Source organism: Guyparkeria hydrothermalis, assembly GCF_023555375.1.
Classification (GTDB): domain Bacteria; phylum Pseudomonadota; class Gammaproteobacteria; order Halothiobacillales; family Halothiobacillaceae; genus Guyparkeria; species Guyparkeria hydrothermalis.
In genome coordinates this window covers 463,921-483,578 of record NZ_JAJSEE010000002.1, presented here as the reverse complement: position 1 = coordinate 483,578, position 19,658 = coordinate 463,921, and the positions used below count along the sequence as shown (strand labels likewise).

At 68.6% G+C, this 19,658-nt stretch carries 15 protein-coding genes; 7 read left to right on the top strand and 8 right to left on the bottom strand.

Features of this window, described 5'->3' with window-relative positions; all coding sequences use genetic code 11:
* Positions 1 to 90: 90 nt before the first annotated feature.
* A complete protein-coding gene (locus LV475_RS04885) occupies positions 91 to 657 on the bottom strand; it encodes a YceD family protein (RefSeq protein WP_136866409.1) in 567 nt (188 codons plus the stop codon).
* Between the two features lie 110 nt (positions 658 to 767).
* On the opposite strand from LV475_RS04885, the gene LV475_RS04880 reads away from it, so the two are divergent.
* Together LV475_RS04880 and LV475_RS04875 are read left to right on the top strand one after the other, a co-directional pair.
* A complete protein-coding gene (locus tag LV475_RS04880) occupies positions 768 to 1,361 on the top strand; it encodes a Maf family protein (RefSeq protein ID WP_250105847.1) in 594 nt (197 codons plus the stop codon).
* Positions 1,362 to 1,465: 104 nt separating this feature from the next.
* A complete protein-coding gene (locus LV475_RS04875; protein WP_136866410.1) occupies positions 1,466 to 2,332 on the top strand; it encodes an undecaprenyl-diphosphate phosphatase in 867 nt (288 codons plus the stop codon).
* A gap of 126 nt (positions 2,333 to 2,458) precedes the next feature.
* On the opposite strand, the gene LV475_RS04870 is transcribed toward LV475_RS04875, so the two are convergent.
* The 5 genes from LV475_RS04870 to parE all read right to left on the bottom strand — a co-directional run bounded on the left by LV475_RS04870 (position 2,459) and on the right by parE (position 11,671).
* Positions 2,459 to 3,229, bottom strand: a complete 771-nt coding sequence (locus LV475_RS04870) for an inositol monophosphatase family protein (RefSeq protein ID WP_136866412.1) — start codon at positions 3,227 to 3,229, stop codon at positions 2,459 to 2,461.
* 86 nt (positions 3,230 to 3,315) lie between these two features.
* A complete protein-coding gene (locus LV475_RS04865; protein WP_169303542.1) occupies positions 3,316 to 4,005 on the bottom strand; it encodes a zinc metallopeptidase in 690 nt (229 codons plus the stop codon).
* A complete protein-coding gene (locus LV475_RS04860) occupies positions 4,005 to 7,967 on the bottom strand; it encodes a translocation/assembly module TamB domain-containing protein (protein WP_250105846.1) in 3,963 nt (1,320 codons plus the stop codon). Before LV475_RS04860 ends, LV475_RS04865 begins: the two co-directional genes overlap by 1 nt.
* Positions 7,964 to 9,760, bottom strand: coding sequence for an autotransporter assembly complex protein TamA (locus LV475_RS04855; RefSeq protein WP_250105845.1), 1,797 nt, complete (start codon positions 9,758 to 9,760; stop codon positions 7,964 to 7,966). Before LV475_RS04855 ends, LV475_RS04860 begins: the two co-directional genes overlap by 4 nt.
* Before the next feature lie 6 nt (positions 9,761 to 9,766).
* Positions 9,767 to 11,671: a DNA topoisomerase IV subunit B gene (gene parE / locus LV475_RS04850; protein WP_250105844.1), complete on the bottom strand. Its 1,905-nt coding sequence runs from the start codon at positions 11,669 to 11,671 to the stop codon at positions 9,767 to 9,769.
* Between the two features lie 230 nt (positions 11,672 to 11,901).
* Here parE and trxA point away from each other — a divergent pair, with 230 nt between their 5' ends.
* Together trxA and LV475_RS04840 are read left to right on the top strand one after the other, a co-directional pair.
* A complete protein-coding gene (gene trxA, locus LV475_RS04845) occupies positions 11,902 to 12,765 on the top strand; it encodes a thioredoxin (RefSeq protein ID WP_169303543.1) in 864 nt (287 codons plus the stop codon).
* 228 nt (positions 12,766 to 12,993) lie between these two features.
* Entirely contained in the window at positions 12,994 to 13,884 is an 891-nt protein-coding gene (locus LV475_RS04840) for a cation diffusion facilitator family transporter (RefSeq protein WP_136866419.1), read from the top strand.
* A 34-nt stretch (positions 13,885 to 13,918) separates the two neighbouring features.
* Here the strand turns inward: LV475_RS04840 and LV475_RS04835 are convergent, their stop codons facing one another.
* Positions 13,919 to 14,440, bottom strand: a complete 522-nt coding sequence (locus LV475_RS04835; protein ID WP_250105843.1) for a GlcG/HbpS family heme-binding protein — start codon at positions 14,438 to 14,440, stop codon at positions 13,919 to 13,921.
* Positions 14,441 to 14,707: 267 nt separating this feature from the next.
* Between LV475_RS04835 and LV475_RS04830 the strand changes: the two genes are divergently transcribed.
* The 3 genes from LV475_RS04830 (at position 14,708) to LV475_RS04820 (ending at position 19,122) form a co-directional block, all read left to right on the top strand.
* Positions 14,708 to 16,594, top strand: a complete 1,887-nt coding sequence (locus LV475_RS04830; protein ID WP_156574791.1) for a DUF294 nucleotidyltransferase-like domain-containing protein — start codon at positions 14,708 to 14,710, stop codon at positions 16,592 to 16,594.
* A gap of 482 nt (positions 16,595 to 17,076) precedes the next feature.
* Positions 17,077 to 17,337, top strand: coding sequence for a DUF4212 domain-containing protein (locus LV475_RS04825; protein ID WP_125197755.1), 261 nt, complete (start codon positions 17,077 to 17,079; stop codon positions 17,335 to 17,337).
* A gap of 21 nt (positions 17,338 to 17,358) precedes the next feature.
* Positions 17,359 to 19,122 carry a sodium:solute symporter family protein gene (locus LV475_RS04820; protein WP_136866425.1) on the top strand — a complete coding sequence of 588 codons (1,764 nt, stop codon included), beginning with the start codon at positions 17,359 to 17,361 and terminating at the stop codon, positions 19,120 to 19,122.
* A gap of 107 nt (positions 19,123 to 19,229) precedes the next feature.
* Here the strand turns inward: LV475_RS04820 and LV475_RS04815 are convergent, their stop codons facing one another.
* Positions 19,230 to 19,532 (bottom strand): hypothetical protein, encoded by a 303-nt coding sequence (locus LV475_RS04815; protein WP_136866427.1) that lies wholly within the window; start codon positions 19,530 to 19,532, stop codon positions 19,230 to 19,232.
* Positions 19,533 to 19,658 lie beyond the last annotated feature (126 nt).

Below are 19,658 nucleotides of genomic sequence, written 5' to 3'. Positions count from 1 at the left end.
TACCTCCAAAATGATCAAGACGCGCCGGGGCGCGCCTGCTAGCTTTCACGTTTTCCCTTTCCGTCACGGCGAGTCCACCGTGACACGAATTCAGTCTTTCCCGCCGGGACCCTTCTTCAGGGCGGCCAGCGCGGCGAACGGATTGTCGCCCTCGTCCTCGGCCGGCTCGGCCAGCTGCCCCGACTCGTAGGGCCGATCGGACGAGATCGGCCCGCAGGGCGCGTCGTGCACCGGCATCAGGGGCACGGCCATCAGCAGCTCGTCCTCGATCAGGTCGAGCACCTTGACGCGCCCCTCGCGCCCCAGGATCACCGGCTCGGCATCCGTTTCCACGTGCTCGGCCTGCTCCTCGCTGAACACGAAGCTCAACCGGGAGGTCGAGGCGACCGGCTGCACCACCGTCTCGCGACAGCGGGCGCACTCGAGCGCAAGCGAGGCCTTGATCGACAGCTCGGCGGCCAGCGGGTGCACCCCCTGCCCCTCGAAGAAACGCAGCCGGTAGGCGAGCCGACCGGCCTCGGGGGCCAGGTCGCGGCAGCGCGGCAGCGCCGCGATCGGCACCTCGCCAACCCGCTCGTCGCCCGACCGGCAGGCGGCGCGCACGTCGAGCGGCACGCTCAGCTGCTTGGCATCGGTCTGGCTGTCGTCAGTCGACATCGGCAACGTCCTGCGCTGGCAGACCGGGACGCACCACGGCGCCAACGGCCTTGCAAGCGGGAATCTTAATCCGCTAAGTTTACCGGCTTCTTATGCTTTCGCCAAACACTATGCCGCAGCACAAACCCAGCCTCGTCCTCGCCTCCGGGTCGGCCACCCGCCGTCAGCTGCTCGACCGACTGCAGCTGCCCTACTCGGTCGATCCCGCCGACATCGACGAGACCATCGCGGCGGACGAACCGGCGGCAGACGCCTGTCGCCGACTGGCCCGCGCCAAGGCCGACCGGGTCGCCGGGCGCCACCCGGATGCGGTGGTGCTGGGCTCCGACCAGCTGCTGGCCTGGCGCGGCGGCATCCTGGGCAAGCCCGGCGATGCCGAAACCGCTCGCCGTCAGCTCGCCGAGATCGCCGGCCAGACCATCGCCTTCCACGTCGCGGTCAGCCTGGCCTGCCCCGACGGGCGGCACCTCGACTGGCACGAGACCGTCGAGGCCCGCATGCGCGAGCTTTCCGAGGCGGAAATCGCCCGCTACGTCGAGATCGAACAGCCCGTCGACTGTGCTGGCAGCATGCGATCCGAGGGCCTGGGCGTCTGCCTGGTCGAGCGCATGGACAGCCACGATCCGAGCACGATCCTTGGCATGCCGCTGATCGCCGCCGCGCGCCTGCTGCGCGAGGCCGGCCTCGACCCGTTGCGGCGCTGAGCCCGGCTCACCCGCACCCCACCCAGCCGCTGGCAACGTCCGTTTGACGACCCCGCCCCCTTGCAGTAAAACCAGCGCTCCCCCAACCCACCAAGGATGCCGACGTGACTCTGCTTATCGCCGCCCTGCTGGGCGTCATTCAGGGCGTCTTCATGTTCCTGCCGGTCAGCTCGACCGCCCACCTGGTGCTCACCCAGCACTGGCTGATCGAGAAGGGCCACGACCTGCCGCCGCCGGATAGCCCGGAGATGATCCTGTTCGACCTGGTGGTGCACGTCGGCACCCTGGTCTCGATCGTGGTGGTCTTCTGGCCGAGCCTGTGGCGCTTCACGCAGAACACGGCGAACGGTGCCCTGCACTGGGCATCGGCCGAGGGGCGTCACGAGGGCATGCCGCTGTACGTGCGGCTGTTCCTGCTCGGGATGCTGTCGGTACTGGCGACCGCGGCGATCGGCTTGGCCCTCAAGGCGACCTTCGAGCACGTCTTCGCCACCCCGATCATGATCGCCTTCACGCTGATCCTGACCGGCATCCTCTTGTGGTGGACGGACAAACTCGGGCCACGGCGGCGCGGGCTCAAGGGCATCAACGCCAAGGTGGCGACGGTGATCGGCGTGGCCCAGGGCTTTGCCCTGGTCCCGGGGCTGTCGCGCAGCGCGATGACCATCGTGTTCTCGCTGTTCACCGGCCTCAAGCGCCGCTGGGCCGCCGAATACAGCTTCTTTCTCGCCATCCCCACCATCCTGGCCGCTACCCTGGTGCAGAGCCTGGAGGTCTGGGGCGAATTCGGACTCAACGGCGTCAGCCTGGCCGCACTGGCCGTGGGCTTCGTCGTCGCGGCCCTCGTGGGCATCGTCTTCCTCAAACTGGTGATCTACTTCCTCTACCGCGCGCAGCTCAAGGTCTTCTCCTTCTACGTCTGGCTGCTGGCCGCGGCCATCCTCACCGGCTGGATCGACCTGCCGGCCTGATCACAGCAGACGCCAGCCGGTTACCGAGGCGTCCTTGCCTCAACCCGGACCAATCCGTTGGCCCGACAAACCACCGGCCTGACGGGCCACGATCCAACTCCCACTCCGGGGACCAGGACGTGAGGTTCAGTACCCCAGCCGCTTTCGGGCGATCTGGTGCAACTCCGGGGTCGCCGCCGCGCAGACGGTAGTGGTATCCAGCCCCACGCCATTGCCCTCGAGATCGGTGAACACGCCACCGGCCTCCTGGACGATCACCGACAGCGCCGCGATGTCGAGCACGTTGACGTCGGATTCGACGATCAGGTCGATCGCTCCGCGGGCCAGCAGGTGGTAGTGGTAGAAGTCGCCGTAACCGCGGGTGCGGTTGACCTCGGCGACCAGCGTCGCCAGACCCGCCCAGCCGACCGGCTGCTTGGCCAGCGTCGACAGGTTGCCCACCGACAGCGTCGCGTCGGCAAGCGTGTCGATCTGGCTGACGCGCGCGGCGCGATCCTTGAAGAACGCCCCGCCGCCCTTCTCGGCGTAGGCGTACTCGCCGAACACCGGCGCGCTGGAGACACCCAGGATGATCTCGTCGCCCTGCATCAGTGCGATCTGCGTGGAGAAGAACGGGTACTCGCGCACGAAGCTCTTGGTGCCGTCGATCGGGTCGACCAGCCAGGTGAACTCCGCCTCGGGGCGCGTCTTGCCGGTCTCCTCGCCGTAGAAGCCGTGGTCCGGGAAGGCATCCAGGATCACCGCCTTGATCGCCTTCTCGGTCTCCACGTCCGCCACCGTCACCGGCGTGGCATCTTCCTTGATCTCGATCTCGACGTTCTGCTGCCAGTAGCGACGGACGACGGTTTCGGCGGCGCGGGCGGCAGCCAGCGCGGTTTCGAGGTATTGGCTCTGCATGACGCGTTTCCTGGTTTTCTTCTGGATTTCGTGCCGGATACCGGCGTGATGGGCGGCATTGTACCCGAGCTCCCATCCCGCGCGAGTCAGCGCCGCATGCCGCGCAGCCACTTGAAGACATTGATCAGGGAGGACAGCGCCTGGGCGACGTAGGTGAAGGCCGCCGCGCGCAGGATACGGCGCGCCGGGCGGCGGTCGGCCCGTTTCAACAGCCCCGCCTCCTTGAGCATCGGCAGGGCGCGGTTGAAGCTGGCATCCAGTTCGGTGGGCAGGGTCGCCAGATGGGCGAAAACCGGCACGGCCATGGTCATCACGCCGGCGGCGAACATGATCAGACCGGCGAGTGGCCCCTTCTGGATCACCGAGACCACGGGGATGGCGACCAGGATCCAGCCGGCGATGCGCTGCGCCCACTGGGTGCGCTCGACCACCTCCTGGCGACGCAGGAACGGCGGGTACTTCTCGGCGTCCTGCAAGGCGTGCCCGACCTCGTGGGCGGCCACGGTGATCGCCGTGAGCGACCGGCCCGAGAAGTGGGTCGGCGACAGGCGCACGGCCCGGTCGGCAGGGTCGTAGTGATCCCCCGATTTGGTCTGCTCGACCAAAACGTACTCGAGGTGGTGCCGGTCGAGCAGGTAGCGGGCCAGATCGGCGCCGCTGAAGTCGAAGCGATCCGCCGGCTCGCTGTGACGCCGCATCACCTGCCCCACCCACCAGCCGGGCAGGTAGGAGAGCGCGGCCATCAGGCCCAGGCCAATGAGCAGACCGATACCCATCAGCGCTCGGGCCGCCCGCGATCGATCTGATAGATCAGGTCGCCCGACTGCGACTCGGCACCGCTGGAGAGCTCCAGGTGCAGGAACTTGTTGATGCGATAGCGCGTGATCACCTCACCGACCCCGTCGAAAACGCCCACGGCATAGCGGACCAGCAGATTCTCCCCGATGCGCTTGCCCACGCTCAAGCGCGTGCCACCAACCCCGTCGTCGGAGGTCAGCCCGATCTCGTCGAAACCGAACACGCTGTTGATCTGCTGGGCCAGGTCATCGCCCTGGCGAATGCCGAGCCCGGCGATGGCATTGAGCAACAGCGAGGCATCGGCATCGCTGCCCGCCGACAGGCGTCGTCCGGTCAGCAGCAGCGAGAGGGCATCGCTGGGCGAGGTCGGCGGGCGCGAGAACACCTCGGTCTCGGGGGATTCCAGCTCGCCGGCGATCGACAGGCCCACCACGGTGCCATCCTCGTCGTCGATCTCGCGGGTGGCCACCACGTCCAGGCCGGGCGCGGTCAACGGTCCCGTGAATATCAATCGGCCGCGCTCGACCGAAAGCGTTTGCCCATAGGCCTCGTAGCGCCCGTCCTCGAGGCGGATCTCGCCGAACGCCCCCGGTGATTCGCCCGGTCGCAGGCGCATGTCCAGCCCGCCGGTCAGGCGCGTGGCGAAGCCCTGGCCGCGCAGGCTGACCTCGTCACCGAGGATTACCTCGATATCGCCGGTGAGCGGATACGCCGCGCCTTGCGCCTCGGTCTCCTCGCCCACGATCACCAGGTCCTCGGAATTGCCGCGGGCGTTCTCGGGCAACTCCCCCAGGTTGGCGATCGCCAGCGGCACATGGATCGCCCCGCCGATACGACCGCCATCGGGGGCCAGGTCCAGGGAGATATCCGGGCGCGCGTCTACGGCCAGGGTCGGCAGACGCAGCACCGGGATGGCCTCGCCGGCCAACGTGGCCGCCAGCTGCCAATCATCCAGCGCCGACAGCCGACCGCCGCCATCCAGCGTGATCCGTCCGCGGCTTCGGGGCGACTCGGTCTCGTCGACCCGTCGCGCCGAGAACACCGGCCGGGGCGGAGTCTCGGCCTCGCCCAGCAATTCCCCGTCAAGCGACAGTGCACCGTCCGGGTCGACGGTGAGCTCGAGACGTCCGTCACGGTATTCCGTGCCGGTCGGGATCGAGGCAAAGGCCAGCTTCTCGGCCCGCAATCGACCGGACAACCGCGGGGCATCCAACCGCCCGGCGGCGACCAAGCGCCCGCTCAGCGTGCCCGCCAGGTCACTGACCGGCACGTCGAGCGGCCCGAACAGTCGGTCGGCCAGGTCGAACAGGCGCGCCAGGTCCGCCTCGTCGATCGCCATCTCGCCGTCCAGCGTGCCGTCATCCAGGCGGGCCTCGCCCTGCCCCTCGAGCACGAGCCAGTCCTCGATGCCTGCCTGCAGGGAGGCGTCCACCCGCTCGTCGGCGAGACGGACCGACAGCTCGGCGTCGTCATAGGCGATCACCGCGTCATTCCCATCGCCATCCGGTGTGGCATCTGCAGCCTCGAGATCGTCTCGACCGGCAAACCGGATCTCGCTGGCCGGCAGACGCAACGCCACGTTCACCGAGCGCCCGGCCTCGTCCAGGCGGCCTTCGGCGTCGACCGAGACGCGTCCCGGCCAGTCGACCGCGTCCGTCGCCGCGGGCCACTGTTGCAACAGGGCCGCCAGCGCGAGATCACCCTCGAGCCGGGCGCTGAGCTGCGGCCCGGCACGCTCGCCGGTCAGGCACAACGCGCCGGCCTGCTCGGCGTCGAGGCCGGGCACGTCGGGCCGCAGGCACAGCGACTCGAGCCGCTGCGCCGCCGGGCTCACCGACAGGTCGGCCGGCGCACGCAGTCGCCAGGGGTGCCCGGCGGACAACCCCAGATCCAGCCGGGTCAACTGGCCCTGCCAGCCCATGGCGTCTGCGGCCTCTCCATCGCCGGCCTGCTGCCAACCGCCTCGCGCGCCCAGCCTCAACTCGACCGGACCATCAATCGCCAGCGTGGCCCGATGCGCGGACGGACTGCCCTCCGCCGTGAACGCCACTCGATCGAACAGCGTCTCACCGCCGGCCGGGGCAAGCGCGCCGGTATCCAGCGAGACCTGCATGCGCCGCTCGACCAATGCGGACTGCCCGTCGGCCGGGTCGATCACCGCCGAGGCTCTTGCCCGATCGAGGGCGTAGCCCGCCAGTCGCAACCCGTCGATGCGGGCATCGAGCCGGCCCGCCGGGGCGAGTATCGGCCCCGAGGCAGCCACCTCGACGTCGATCGCACCGCGGGCCGTTCCGGGCTGCAGGGGCGACAGGTCCACCCCGGGCAGCTGCTCGACGAGATCCCAGGGCAGTACCGCCAGATCGGGCACGGCAAGCCTGCCCTGCACGCCATCGAGTTGCCATTGCGCCCAATCGGGGTCGAGGTCCACTGCCCCGGAGGCATCCAGCACTGCACCCGGCGCGTTGAGGGTCAGCGACTCGAGCGCGAGACGACCGGCGTCGAGCTCGGCGCCAAGCTCAAGGGTCACGGCCCGCCGCGGGCGGTCATCCCGACGCTCGACCAGCTCCAGCCGGCCGTCCTCGAGCCGTGCGCGAACGGCCGACAGCCACTCGGCGCCGGTCAGGGGTTGGTTCCAGTCCGGCAACTCGGCCTCCAGTCGCCCGCCACTGGCCAGGTGAACCGGGTACGTCCCGTCCGCCCCGCCGGCCAGCGGCAAGGCGTCGATCTGCCAATCGGCGCGCAAACGACGGTCGGCATCGAGACGACCATCCAGGCGCAGCTCACCACCCCCGGCCCGGCCCGACACCCGTGCCTCGGCCTGCGTGTCGTCGAGGCGCAGCTCGATATCGACGGTCTCGATCGACTCGCCTGCCAGATCGCCTGACAGGTCGTCCACCGACACCGATCCCTCGACCGGCAACCAGCCATCGACCATCTCGAGCGCGGTGGCAAAATCAAACGAAAGCGACCCCGGTGTCCCCGGTGCCGCCCAGGCCGGGTTGAGCGACTCGCCCCGACCGGTCAACTCGAGCCGTGCGGTCGGCGACCACTCGGCCGAGCCGGAGAACGCCAGTCGCCCACCCAGCCCGTCGGCGACCAGCTGCTCGATCGTCAGCCGGTCTTGATCCAGTTGCAGGCGACCACAGAGCGCGGCCGGCAGGCCGTCCGCCCCCATCCAGACCAATCGGGGATGGAGATCGAGTTCCCCCAGCAGATCGCCATTGGCGTCGATCTGGCCGGACAGCCAGCCCTGCGGGTGATCGAGCAAGACATCGGCATGGCCGATCAGGGCCATGTCGCCGGCCGGCTCCAGCGCCACGGCGGCGCGCGCATCCAGCCGGATGCCGTCGGGCAGGCGCAGGTCCAGTTCGTCGAGGTCCACTTCCAGGCGCGGACGTTCGGCACGGGCATCCAGCAACGCCGCCAGTCGTCCGCGCGGCACCTCGTAGCGCCGCTCGCCCTGCACGACCACCAGCCGATCGACGAGCACCCGCTCGAGCACCAACGACAGCGGGGGCAGGGACAGGTCGGCCGGATCGAACGGCTCGCCGGCAGGGGCCGCAGGATCGGATGGCGGCAGCTCAAGGTGGACGTCGCGCACGGCAAGTTCCGGCAGCCGCAGCCCGCCGCGCCACAAGGCCGCGGGATCGATCTGCACACGGGCCTCGCCGATCGTGGTGCTGGCGCCCTGCTCCGGTGCCCACTGGATCTCGTCGAGCGCCAGCCCGCGCCAGAGGGTGCCGCGGGAGGCGCCGACCGACAGCGCCGGCAGGTGGCGCTCGGCCTGGGTCAGTGCCCACTGCACCCCGCCGGGGGTCGCGGTCAGCCACCAGCCGGCAACGGCCGCGAGGATGACCAACAGCACGGCGGACCAGCCGGCGATCAGCACCAGCCGCCGCAGCCAGGCCAGCGATGTCAGGAAGGCCGATGCCGTGCTCAAAACGCCGCCCCCAACCCGAGGTGCAGCATCGGCAGGCCATCGGTGCCGTCGAGCGGCTGGGCAAGATCGACCCGCAGGATGCCCACCGGCGAGCGCCAGCGCACCCCCACCCCGGCCCCGGTCTTGAGCTCGGCCTCGGGGTCGGTGTAGGCGTTGCCGGTGTCGACGAAGGCGGCGACGTACCAGTCATCGCCGACCACCGGGACCATGGCCTCCAGGCTGCCGGCCAGCAGGTACTTGCCGCCGGTGCGCGTGCCGTCCTCGTCGCGGGGCGAGAGCGACTCGTACTCGTAACCGCGCACCGAGCGGTCGCCGCCGGTGAAGAAGCGCAGCGAGCGCGGCATCTTGTCGAACTCGTCGGTCACGATCACGCCGGCCTCGCCCCGGGCAGCGAGGATCCAGTCGCCCACCGGCAGGTAGCCGCCGGCAAAGACCCGACCGCGGACGAAGCTCGCCGCCGAGGCGACCGGCTCGGCCGCCCCCTGCAGGGAGACATCGAACACCACGCCCTCGGTGGGAAACAGCGGGTCGTCGAGCCCCTGGTACCCTAACCGGCCACCTACGATGGCAAAGCCGTTCGATTCGGCTGGGTCGTCACCGTAGCGGGTGCGATCGAGCAGGTACTCGGTGAACAGCGAGCGCGTCCACGGATCGGTCTCGCGCACCCACTGCACGCCGGTGGCCGCCGCGGTTGTGAGGATGTCGTTGTTGTCCTCGCGGGTGACCCGCGCGTAGATGTCGAACCGCTCGCGCAGCGGGTCGGTGGCCCGCGGGATGGTGTAGCTGGTGTCGAGGCGCTGCTCGATCGCGGAGAGCTCGGTGCGCGCCGACCACTGGTGACCGCGCTTGTTGACGTAACGGCGCGTGACCTTGGCTCCCACGCGCGGGCCGACGTCGGTGGCGTAGCCGGCGCGCAGCTCGTAGGAGGTGCGCGGGTTGCGGTAGGTGGTGATCTCGACCGGCACCTCGCGATTCTCGCGCTCGTCGAGTTTCGGGCGCACCGCGACAGACTCGAAGTACGCCGTGCCGGTGAGGTTCTGGTTCATCGCGAGCAGGTCGCGGCTGGTGTAGGGCGCGCCCTCGGGCACCCCGGTCAGGCGCCGGGCCAATTCGGGCTCGAGGATCGACTGCTCGATCGTCACCTCGCCGAAGCGATAGCGCGGCCCCGCCTCGAGCGTGAGCGCGATGCGTGCCGATTGCGTGGCCGGGTCGACCGCCAGTTCGCGGCGCGTGTAGCGCGCGTCGAGGTACCCCGCCTTCTGCACCCGACCGAGGATGCCGTCGCGCAGGGCGTCGTAGCCGGCCTGATCGAGGGGGTCCCCGGTCGAGGGGCGCCGCTCGGCGACGAACTCGCTGACCGACTCGATCTCCTCGATCGCCTCGGGCAGCTCAATGCTCACCGACTCGACGGTGGTTACCGGCCCGGCGTCGATGTCGAGCGCCGGATCGCGGCAATCCTCACGCGACTGGATCGACGGGCGGATGGTGGCGTTGAAGTGCCCGTAGGCCTGCAGGGCCTCCTCGGCCGCCTGACTGGCGGCATCGAGGTAACGCCGGATATGCGCGGTGCTGGCCTGGCAGGAAAAACCGATGCGCGGCACCGACAGGCCGACGTTGGTGACCAGGCGGGTCTCCGACAGGCCGGTGAGCTGCAGCTGGGGGCTGGCCGCGGCGACAAGGCCGGGCAGGAGCAGCAACGCCGCGGCCAACCCGCGGGTGACCCGCCTGTCGACCGCTCGCCCGTTGCCGCCCCGGCTTCCCTGGCCACCTGACCGGACCCCGTGGTCCGACATGGCGGGCTACACCACCTCGGCGAGATCGCCGTTGCGTTCCAGCCAGGCGCGGCGGTCGGCGGCGCGCTTCTTGGCGAGCAGCATGTCGAACACCTCGATGGTGTCGTCGCCCTCGACCTTCAACTGCACCAGCCGGCGGGTGGCCGGGGCCAGCGTCGACTCGCGCAGCTGCACCGGGTTCATCTCACCCAGGCCCTTGAAGCGGGTGACCTGGATCTTGCCGCGGCGCTTTTCCGCCTCGAGGCGATCGATGATGCCGTCGCGCTCGTGTTCGTCGAGCGCGTAGAAGGTCTCCTTGCCGATGTCGATGCGATACAGCGGCGGCATGGCGACGAAGACGTGCCCGGCATCCACCAGCGAGGGGAAGTGGCGCAGGAACAGCGCCGAGAGCAATGTGGCGATGTGCAGACCGTCGGAGTCCGCGTCGGCGAGGATGCAGACCTTGCCGTAACGCAGCTTGGAGAGATCGTCCGAACCCGGCTCCAGGCCCAGTGCCACGGCGATGTCGTGCACCTCCTGGCTGGCCAGCACCTGGGAGGGATCGGTCTCCCAGGTGTTCAGGATCTTGCCACGCAGCGGCATGATCGCCTGGAAATCGCGGTCGCGGGCCTGCTTGGCCGAGCCGCCGGCCGAATCGCCCTCGACCAGGAACAGCTCGGTGCGCGAGAGATCGGTGGAGGCGCAATCGGCCAGCTTGCCCGGCAGCGCCGGACCGCTGGTGACCCGCTTGCGGGCGACCTTCTTCTCGCTCTTGATGCGGCTCTGGGCCGACTCGATCGCGATCTGGGCGATCTTCTCACCCGTCTCCGGGTGCTGGTTGAGGTAGAGCGACAACGCGTCCTTGACGACGCCGCTGATGAAGGTGGCCGATTCGCGCGAAGACAAGCGCTCCTTGGTCTGGCCGGCAAACTGCGGGTCGTGCAGCTTGGCCGAGAGCACGAAACGCACCCGCTCGAAGACGTCCTCCGGCGACAGGCGCACCCCTCGCGGCAGCAGGCTGCGGAACTCGCAGAACTCGCGGATCGCCTCGGTCAGCCCCTGGCGCAGCCCGTTGACGTGCGTGCCGCCCTGCAGGGTGGGGATCAGGTTGACGTAGCTCTCGGTCAGGCCCTCGCCCGGTTCGGTGGCCCAGACCACGGCCCAGGCCACCTCTTGCGCACGACCGCCGTCGGGGGCCTTCATGTGACCGATGAACCCTTCGGCCGGCAGCACCTCCTGGCCGGCGACGCTCTCGAGCAGGTAGTCGCGCAGGCCGTCGGCGTAACACCAGTCCTCGCGCTCGCCGGAGGCCTGGTCGGTGAGACTGACCTTGAGGCCCGGGCAGAGCACCGCCTTGGCCCGCAGCACGTGGCGCAGGCGGGCCATGTTCATCCGTGGCTGGTCGAAATAGCTGGTGTCCGGCCAGAAGGTGAGCGTGGTGCCGGTGTTGCGCTTGCCGACCGTGTCGATCACCTCCAGCGGCCGGGTGACCTCGCCGTGGGCAAACTCGATGCGATGCAGCTTGCCGTCACGCTTGATCTCGACCACCAGGCGATTCGACAGGGCGTTGACCACCGACACGCCCACGCCGTGCAGACCACCGGAGAATTGGTAGGACTTGTCCGAGAACTTGCCGCCGGCGTGCAGGCGCGTGAGGATCAGCTCCACCCCGGAGATGCCGTGTTCGGGATGCACGTCCACCGGCATGCCACGACCGTCGTCCGACACCGTCAGCGCGCCGTCTTCGTGCACGATCACGTCGATCGAACCGGCGTGGCCGCTGATCGCCTCGTCGACGCTGTTGTCGATCACCTCCTGAGCCAGGTGGTTGGGCCGCGAGGTGTCGGTGTACATGCCCGGGCGCTTTCGTACCGGATCGAGGCCGGTGAGCACCTCGATCGAGCCGGCGGTGTAATCGGATCGTTCAGCCATAATCAACCGTGCATTCCCTGGGTGGTCGACGCCATGGCGGCCTGGCTGGCCGCCGACGTGCTGCCACGGACCACCCGTCGTGGCCCGTCGCATGAGGGGTCAAAGTGTACACGCCCGCCCGGGGCCTGACACCGGCGCCGTGGCCGATCCCGGCGGCAACCTTGAAAACCCGCCCGGCCATCACCATGTCGGGGCGCAGTCGAACCAACACCCACGAGGATCATCCGACCATGAGCGAAAGCGCGCACGTCTTTTCCGTCACGGCCCAGACATTCCACGAGCAGGTGGTGGAAGCCTCGCGGGAAACCCCCGTGCTGGTCGATTTCTGGGCGGAATGGTGCGGCCCCTGTCGCCAGTTGATGCCGTTGCTCTCGCAGGTCGTCGAGGGCATGGCCGGCCAGGTAAAGCTTGCCAAGGTCGACACCGAGGCCGAGCAGGAGCTGGCCCAGCAGTTCGGCGTGCGCAGCCTGCCCACGGTGATGATGTTCGTCGGCGGCCGGCCGGTCGACCAGTTCCAGGGTGCCCTGCCCGAGGGGCAGATCCGCGAGTTCATCGGCCGCCACGTGCTCTCCGAGATCGACAAACTGCGCCGCGAGGCCCAGCAGGTGCGCGCCGCGGGCGCCATCGACCAGGCCATGGACCTGCTCAAGCAGGCCAACCGGCAGGAGCCGGGCAACGTCGAGGTGCTGCTCGACATCGCCGACGTGATCGCCGAGCAGGGCGACCTCGACCAGGCCTGGGAGATCCTCGAGTCGCTGCCGGTCGACGCGGCCAACCGCGAGGACGTGAAGTCGTTCAAGGCCCGCATCGGCATGGCGCGCTCGGCCCAGTCCGGCCCGCCGGAAGACGAACTGCGCACCCGCATCGAGAAGGACCCCAAGGATTGCGAGGCCCGCGAGGCGCTGGCCGCCAAGCTCGCCATGCGCAACGACATCGAGGAGGCGCTGGAGCAGTACTACCAGATGATGCTGCGCGACCGCGGCTACAACGACGATGCCGGCCGGCGCGGGATGATCGACCTGTTCGAGCTCCTGGGCAACGAACACCCGCTCACGCGCCAGTACCGCCGCAAGATGTTCGGCCTGCTGCACTGACGTCGAGCTTGCACAGCGCTTGGTGACCAACGTGGGAGCGCCTTCAGGCGCGAAACCATACGCAGGCACCATTGCGTATCGCGGCTAAAGCCGCTCCTACGGGATACGCGGCGCGCAAGGTGGCCGGCGGATTTCCACGATCCCCCCGCTCGTTCTCTTCCAGCTTCTGCTTCCGGCTGTCGTCTCCAAGCGTCGGCCGACAGGCCGCGCCCCTGCTAAGGTCCGTCCATGCACGCCCATCACCACCATGACGTCAGCGATGCCGCCGGGCGGGCCCTGGGCATCGGCATCGTTCTCAACCTCGGTTTTGTCGTCATCGAGGCGATCGCCGGGGTGCTCGGGCAATCCATGGCGCTGCTGGCCGACGCGGCCCACAACCTCGGCGACGTGCTGGGGCTCTTGCTTGCCTGGGGCGCCAATCGCCTGACTCGACGGATCGCCTCGCCCCAGTTCAGTTACGGGCTGGGCAGCAGCACGCTGCTCGCCGCGCTGATCAACGGGGTAACGCTGGCGCTGGTCTCGCTGTGGATCCTCTGGGAGGCGGGCATGCGCTTGGCCGACCCGCCGGCCGTGCATGGGCTGCTCGTGATTGGCGTTGCGCTTGCCGGGGTCGTGGTCAACACCACCACCGCCTGGCTGCTGATCTCGGGGCAGAAACACGACCTCAACCTGCGCGGCGCCTTCCTGCACATGGCCGCCGACGCGGCCGTCTCGGTGGCCGTGGCGGTTTCCGGCCTGATCGTGCTGCTGACCGGCTTTGCGTTGATCGACCCGCTGCTGAGCATCCTGGTCAGTCTGGTCATCCTCGTTCCGGCCATCGGCCTGGTGCGCCACTCGCTGCAACTGGTGCTGCACGGCGTGCCCGAGGACGTCGACCTGGCCGAGGTCGAACGTCACCTCGCCGCCCTGCCCGGCGTGACCGATCACCACCATCTGCACGTCTGGGCCCTGTCCACCCGCGAGACCGCGTTGAGTGTTCACCTGGTGATGTCCGATCCGCCCGCCGACGGCGATGCGTTCCTGCACGAACTCCAGTTGGACCTGCGGCAGCGCTTCGGCATCCAGCACGCCACGGTGCAGATCGAGCGAGGCAGCTGCCCCTGCCCGATCGACGCTTAAACCGAAGGACACTCGGTAATCGTGCAGAGATTCCCTAACGCAGCTGCAGCCGGTCGAAGTGCGCCTCCAGTGACTCGCGGGCGCACTCGGCGTCCTTGTCTCCGCCGGGTGCCCCACTGACGCCCAGCGCACCGATGGTCGAGCCCGCCGATTCGATCGCCACCGCCCCGTCGAGCACGAGGATGCCGTCGACGTGATTCATCTCCATGCGGATGTCCTCGCGGTTGGCGCGAAACGCCCCGGAATCGATCCCCGACAGGATCACGGCACGGGCCTTGTCGGTGGCGATCTGGCGGGTAAACCGCGGCGCGTGCGTGGCGCGCATCATCACCTGCGGATCGCCCGACGGGTCGACCACCACCGCGGTGACCGAATAGCCATTGCGCGTGCAGGCGGCAACGGCCTCCTCGGCGATGTCCGCGGCCAGTCCCATCCCGATCCGATCGCTCGTGACCACGTCACCGACGCCGTCGGCGTGCTCCTCGGCGGGGACGGCGGTGGCGACTGACATCAGCGCGGGCATCAGCACCGGCACCAGCACTCGACCTATCGACACTCCCCTCATGGCAAAACCTCCGCTATGGTTGTGACACTCGTACCCGTTCGAGCGTAGGGGAGATCTGTACGAATGCCATGCCACTCTGGCTTGGCGAGTCGTTCGTGATCAAGGCGCGAGGTCGCCGGCGTGCCGGTGGCCACGTCAAGACATCGCAACGCGGAGCACGGGCGACTCGCCAAGCCCCGCAGGGCGCGTCTTGAGCGCAGAGCGATATGGCATTCGTGCAGACCTTCCCTACCCGTCCAGCCCAACCCCGGAGTGACCATGGGCGATCACGATCCGACCAACCTCCCCGAAGACGCCCGCGAGGCCCTCGTCGCCCTGCGCGAGATCGCGCCCTTCGACCGCATCGACCCCGGCGTGCTGTCGCGGTCGATGCGTCGCGGTCGAATCCGTCGGCTCGAGCGGGGCGAGGTACTGCTCGAGCCGCGCATGGGCCCGCCGAAGACGTTCTTCGTGCTGCTCTCGGGGCGGGTGGACGGCCTGGTCGACGGCTCCGACGGCCATCCGGTCTGGTCGCTGGGCCGGGGCGACAGCTTCCCGCTCGGGGCACTGATGGAACGCCGACCGGTCAGCACCCGCCAGGTGGTCGCCGACGCCGGCCAGGCCGTGGCCCTGCCGGCCGACGCCTTCGAACGGCTTCGGCGCGAGAGCGAGGCCTTCGACGATTTCTGTACCCGACGCATCGGCCACCTGCTCACCCGCGGCCCGGTGGCCGAGGAGATCGAGGGCGACGCCGGCGGATCGGGCGCCCTGCTCGACCCGGCCACCCCCATTCGCGCCCGCATGGAGGCCCGCACGCTGACACTCGATGGTGGCACCACCCTCGCCGAGGCGGCCCGCGAGCTCGAGTCCCACGGCGGCGAGGCGATCCTGGTGCGCCTGTCCGACGGTTTCGGCATCGCCACGCTGCGCGATCTGGCCTTCCGCGGCCTGACCCGGCCGGCCGACACCACGCTGGCCGAGATCGCCACGCGCGACCCGGTCGGCATCGATGCCGACACCTCGCTGCTCGAGGCGGCCGTGAGCCTGGCCGAGCACGGCTTTCATCACCTGCTGGTAACCGAGCGGGGCCGCGACGAGCCCCTGGGCGTGCTCGACGAGGGCGCACTCTACCGCGTCAACGCCATGACCCCGGGCCTGCTGCACCAGCGGATCGGACGCGCGCGCGATATCGAGGCGCTGGCCGACATCCGCCACGAGGTGCCGGGTATCGTCGGCGCGCTGCTCGAATCCGGCTCGGGATTCGCGCCGATCAGCCGGATCGTGTCCGGGATCAACGATGCCATCGCCCGGCGGGTGATCGGGCTGACCTTCGAGGACGCCCCCCTGCCGGCGGAGCTGGAGTGGTGCTGGCTCACCTTTGGCAGCGAGGCGCGCTCGGAACAGACGCTGGCCACCGACCAGGACAACGGGCTGGTCTTCGATGGGCCGCTCGACCCGCAGACCGCGCGCGACCACCTGCTGCCACTCGCCCGCCGCGTCAACGAGGCCCTGGATCAACTCGGCTACCCGCTGTGCCCGGGCAACATCATGGCGGGCAACCCGGATCTCTGCCTGTCGGTCGACGAATGGGGCACGCGCTTTCGCGGCTGGATCGACCAGGGCACGCCGGAGCACCTGCTCAAGGCCAGTATCTTCTTCGACGCGCGCGGACTGGCGGGCAGCCAATCATTGTTCGAGCAATGGGCGAGCGCCTGGCGCGAACCGGCCAGGAAGAACAGCCGTTTCCGTCGCCAGCTTGCCGCCAACGCCCTGCGCAACCAGCCACCGCTGACCCTGTTCGGCGGGTTCCGCACTCGCTCGCGCGGCGGTCAGCGGGGCATCGACATCAAGACCGAAGGCGCGACGCCGTTCGTCGATGCCGCCCGCATCGAGGCGCTGGCCGAGGGCGCACAAGCGACCCGGACCGACCAGCGCCTGGCGCTGGTGCCCGAACGTGCCTTGCCGGCCGACGACCTGACCGCCGCCTACGACTTTATCCAGCGCCTGCGACTGCGCCACCAGTACGCGCAGATCCAGCGCGGCGAGTCGCCGGACAACCTGATCGACCCGGATCGACTCGACGGGCTGACCCAGCGGCTACTCAAGGAGTCCTTCCGTATCGCCCGCAAGCTCCAGCAACACCTCGCCATCGCCTACCAGCTCTGAGCCGGACGCGGGCCTTGTCGGCCACCCGGTCGGCACCGCATTTCCCTATGCCCCATCACGAAAACTGAGGTTCCCTTTTGCCTCACGGTTCCAGTAGGCTTACCTTGCTCCGGGGTCCGGGCGTGGTGGGTGCGTGATACCCGCCAGGCCCCGACCTCGGCGGGCGGGGAACCTCTGCACGAATGCCATGCCGCTCTGGCTTGGCGAATCGTGCGTGATCAAGGCGCGATGTCGCCGGCGTGCCGGTGGCCACGACAAGGCATCGCAACGCGGAGCACGGGCGACTCGCCAAGCCCCGCAGGGCGCGTCTTGAGCCGAGCACCTGCTGCGTTGCCGTCCTTGACAAGGGGACACCCTTGCGCGGCGGACGGTCGCCTTGCATCTGCCCGGCTCAAGGCGCGCAGAGCGGTATGGCATTCGTGCAGAGGTTCCCAGGGAAGACATAAAACGTTCGGACTCAACCGAAACTCGAGGAGCCACTTATGGAGCAACGTTCCAACCGCGCCGATTACTGGCGCGCCAACCTGAAGGTACTGTTCGGCTGTCTGGTCGTCTGGTTCCTGGTGTCCTACGTATTCGGCATTCTGCTGGTCGATACGCTCAACCAGATCTCGCTGGGCGGCTACCCGCTGGGCTTCTGGTTCGCGCAGCAAGGCTCGATCTTCACCTTCGTGGTGCTGATCTTCTTCTACGCCTGGCGCATGAACGCCATCGACAAGAAATTCGGCGTCGCCGAAGACTGATAACGCAGGAGCCCAAGACACATGGAACTTCAGACCCTGATTTACCTGGTGGTTGGCGCCACCTTCTTGCTTTACTTCATCCTCGCGATCGTCGCCCGCGCGGGCACCACCAGCGAGTTCTACGTCGCCGGCAAGGGGATCAACCCCGTCGCCAACGGCATGGCCACGGCCGCCGACTGGATGTCCGCCGCGTCGTTCATCTCGATGGCGGGCCTGATCGCCTTCAATGGCTACTCGGCCTCGGCCTACCTGATGGGCTGGACCGGCGGCTACGTGCTGCTGGCGATGCTGCTCGCGCCGTACCTGCGCAAGTTCGGCAAGTTCACGGTGCCGGAATTCATCGGTGACCGCTTCTACTCGAACACCGCGCGCGTCATCGCCGTCATCGCCCTGCTGGTCATTTCCCTGACCTACGTCATCGGCCAGATGAAGGGTGTCGGCGTGGCCTTCTCGCGCTTCCTCGAGACCTCGGTGGAAGTGGGCCTGTTCGCGGGCATGGGCATCGTGTTCGTCTACGCGGTTCTCGGCGGCATGAAGGGCATCACCTACACGCAGATCGCGCAGTACGTGATCATGATCTTCGCCTACACCGTCCCGGCGATCTTCATCTCGCTGCAGCTGACCGGCCACTTCCTGCCGCAGACCGGTACCGGCGCCGAGCTGGCCGACGGCTCCAACCAGTACCTGCTGCAGAAGCTGGACATGGTCCTGGTCGACCTGGGCTTCGCCGAGTACACCGGCACGCCGGACCTGATGAACACCTTCCTGCTGACCCTGGCACTGATGATCGGTACCGCCGGTCTGCCGCACGTGCTGGTGCGCTTCTTCACCGTCCCGCGTGTGCGTGACGCCCGGAAGTCGGCTGGCTGGACCCTGCTGTTCATCGCCATCCTGTACACCACTGCCCCGGCCGTCGGCGCCATGGCGATGTGGAACACCCTCAAGACCGTGCAGGACACCGACCAGATCGGCTCACCGGAGGGCAACCTGCTCTACGCCGAGCGTCCGGAGTGGATGAAGAGCTGGGAGACCACGGGCCTGCTGTCCTGGGAAGACAAGAACGGCGATGGCCGCATCCAGTACTACAACGACAAGAACGAAGAATTCGCGGCCATGGCCGAGGAAGAGTACGGCTGGGAAGGCAGCGAGCTGACCGTCGACCGCGACATCATGGTGCTGGCCAACCCGGAAATCGCCAACCTGCCGAACTGGGTCATCGCCCTGATCGCCGCCGGTGGTATCGCGGCCGCCCTGTCGACCGCGGCCGGCCTCCTGCTGGCGATCTCCTCGGCGATCTCGCATGACCTGCTCAAGGGCGTGATCAAGCCGGACATCTCCGAGAAGGGCGAGCTGATGGCCGGCCGGATCGCGATGACCGTCGCGATCATCATCGCCGGCTACCTGGGTCTGAACCCGCCGGGCTTCGCCGCCCAGGTGGTGGCACTGGCCTTCGGTCTGGCGGCGAGCTCCCTGTTCCCGGCGCTGATGATGGGGATCTTCTCCAAGCGCATGAACAAGCAGGGCGCCATCGCGGGCATGCTGGCCGGTCTGACCATCACCCTCGTGTACATCTTCTGGTACAAGGGCTGGTTCTTCATCCCGGGCACCAACATGCTGCCGGACAACGCCGACAACTGGCTGTTCGGCATCAACCCGACCTCGTTCGGTGCCATCGGCGCGGCCATCAACTTTATCGTGGCAATCATCGTCGCGAAGATGACCACCCCGCCGCCGCACGAGATCCAGGAGCTGGTCGAGGACGTCCGCGTCCCGCGCGCTTCCTGATCCAGGCGCCTGCCGACCGGTCCAGCCGGTCGGCCCCAAACGACAAAACCCCGGGCCTGGCCCGGGGTTTTTTTATGTCTGCCAACGTCCGAGGTGGGCGAGGACGGTCAGCGCCCGCCGGCGATCACCCAGCCGGTGATACCGGCAAACATCAGGATCACGCCCGCCGGTGCCAGCATCAGCAGGTCCATGAACTGGCGCTTGTCTTCCTCGCTGGTAAAGACGATCGGACCGAGGCCACCAACCACCCCGACCGTCGACAGGATCGCGCCGAGCACCAGCATCGCCTTCGACAACCGGGCGAAGCCAGGTTGGCGGGACGGCGCCTCGAAACGGTAGGGGTCACCAATGCCCGGCTCGAATTCGTCCTCGGGCGGATTGGCGGGTTTCTTCTCGGAAGGATCGGTCATCGTGGCACCCTGGTGCGGCGTTGGGAAAATTCGGGGACGCGGCTGGCGCCGCCATTTTCCCCGGAAGGGAATCCTAGCAGGCCCGATGCGCCGCGCCGAGTCTCGCGAGGCCACGGCGGGCTTTTT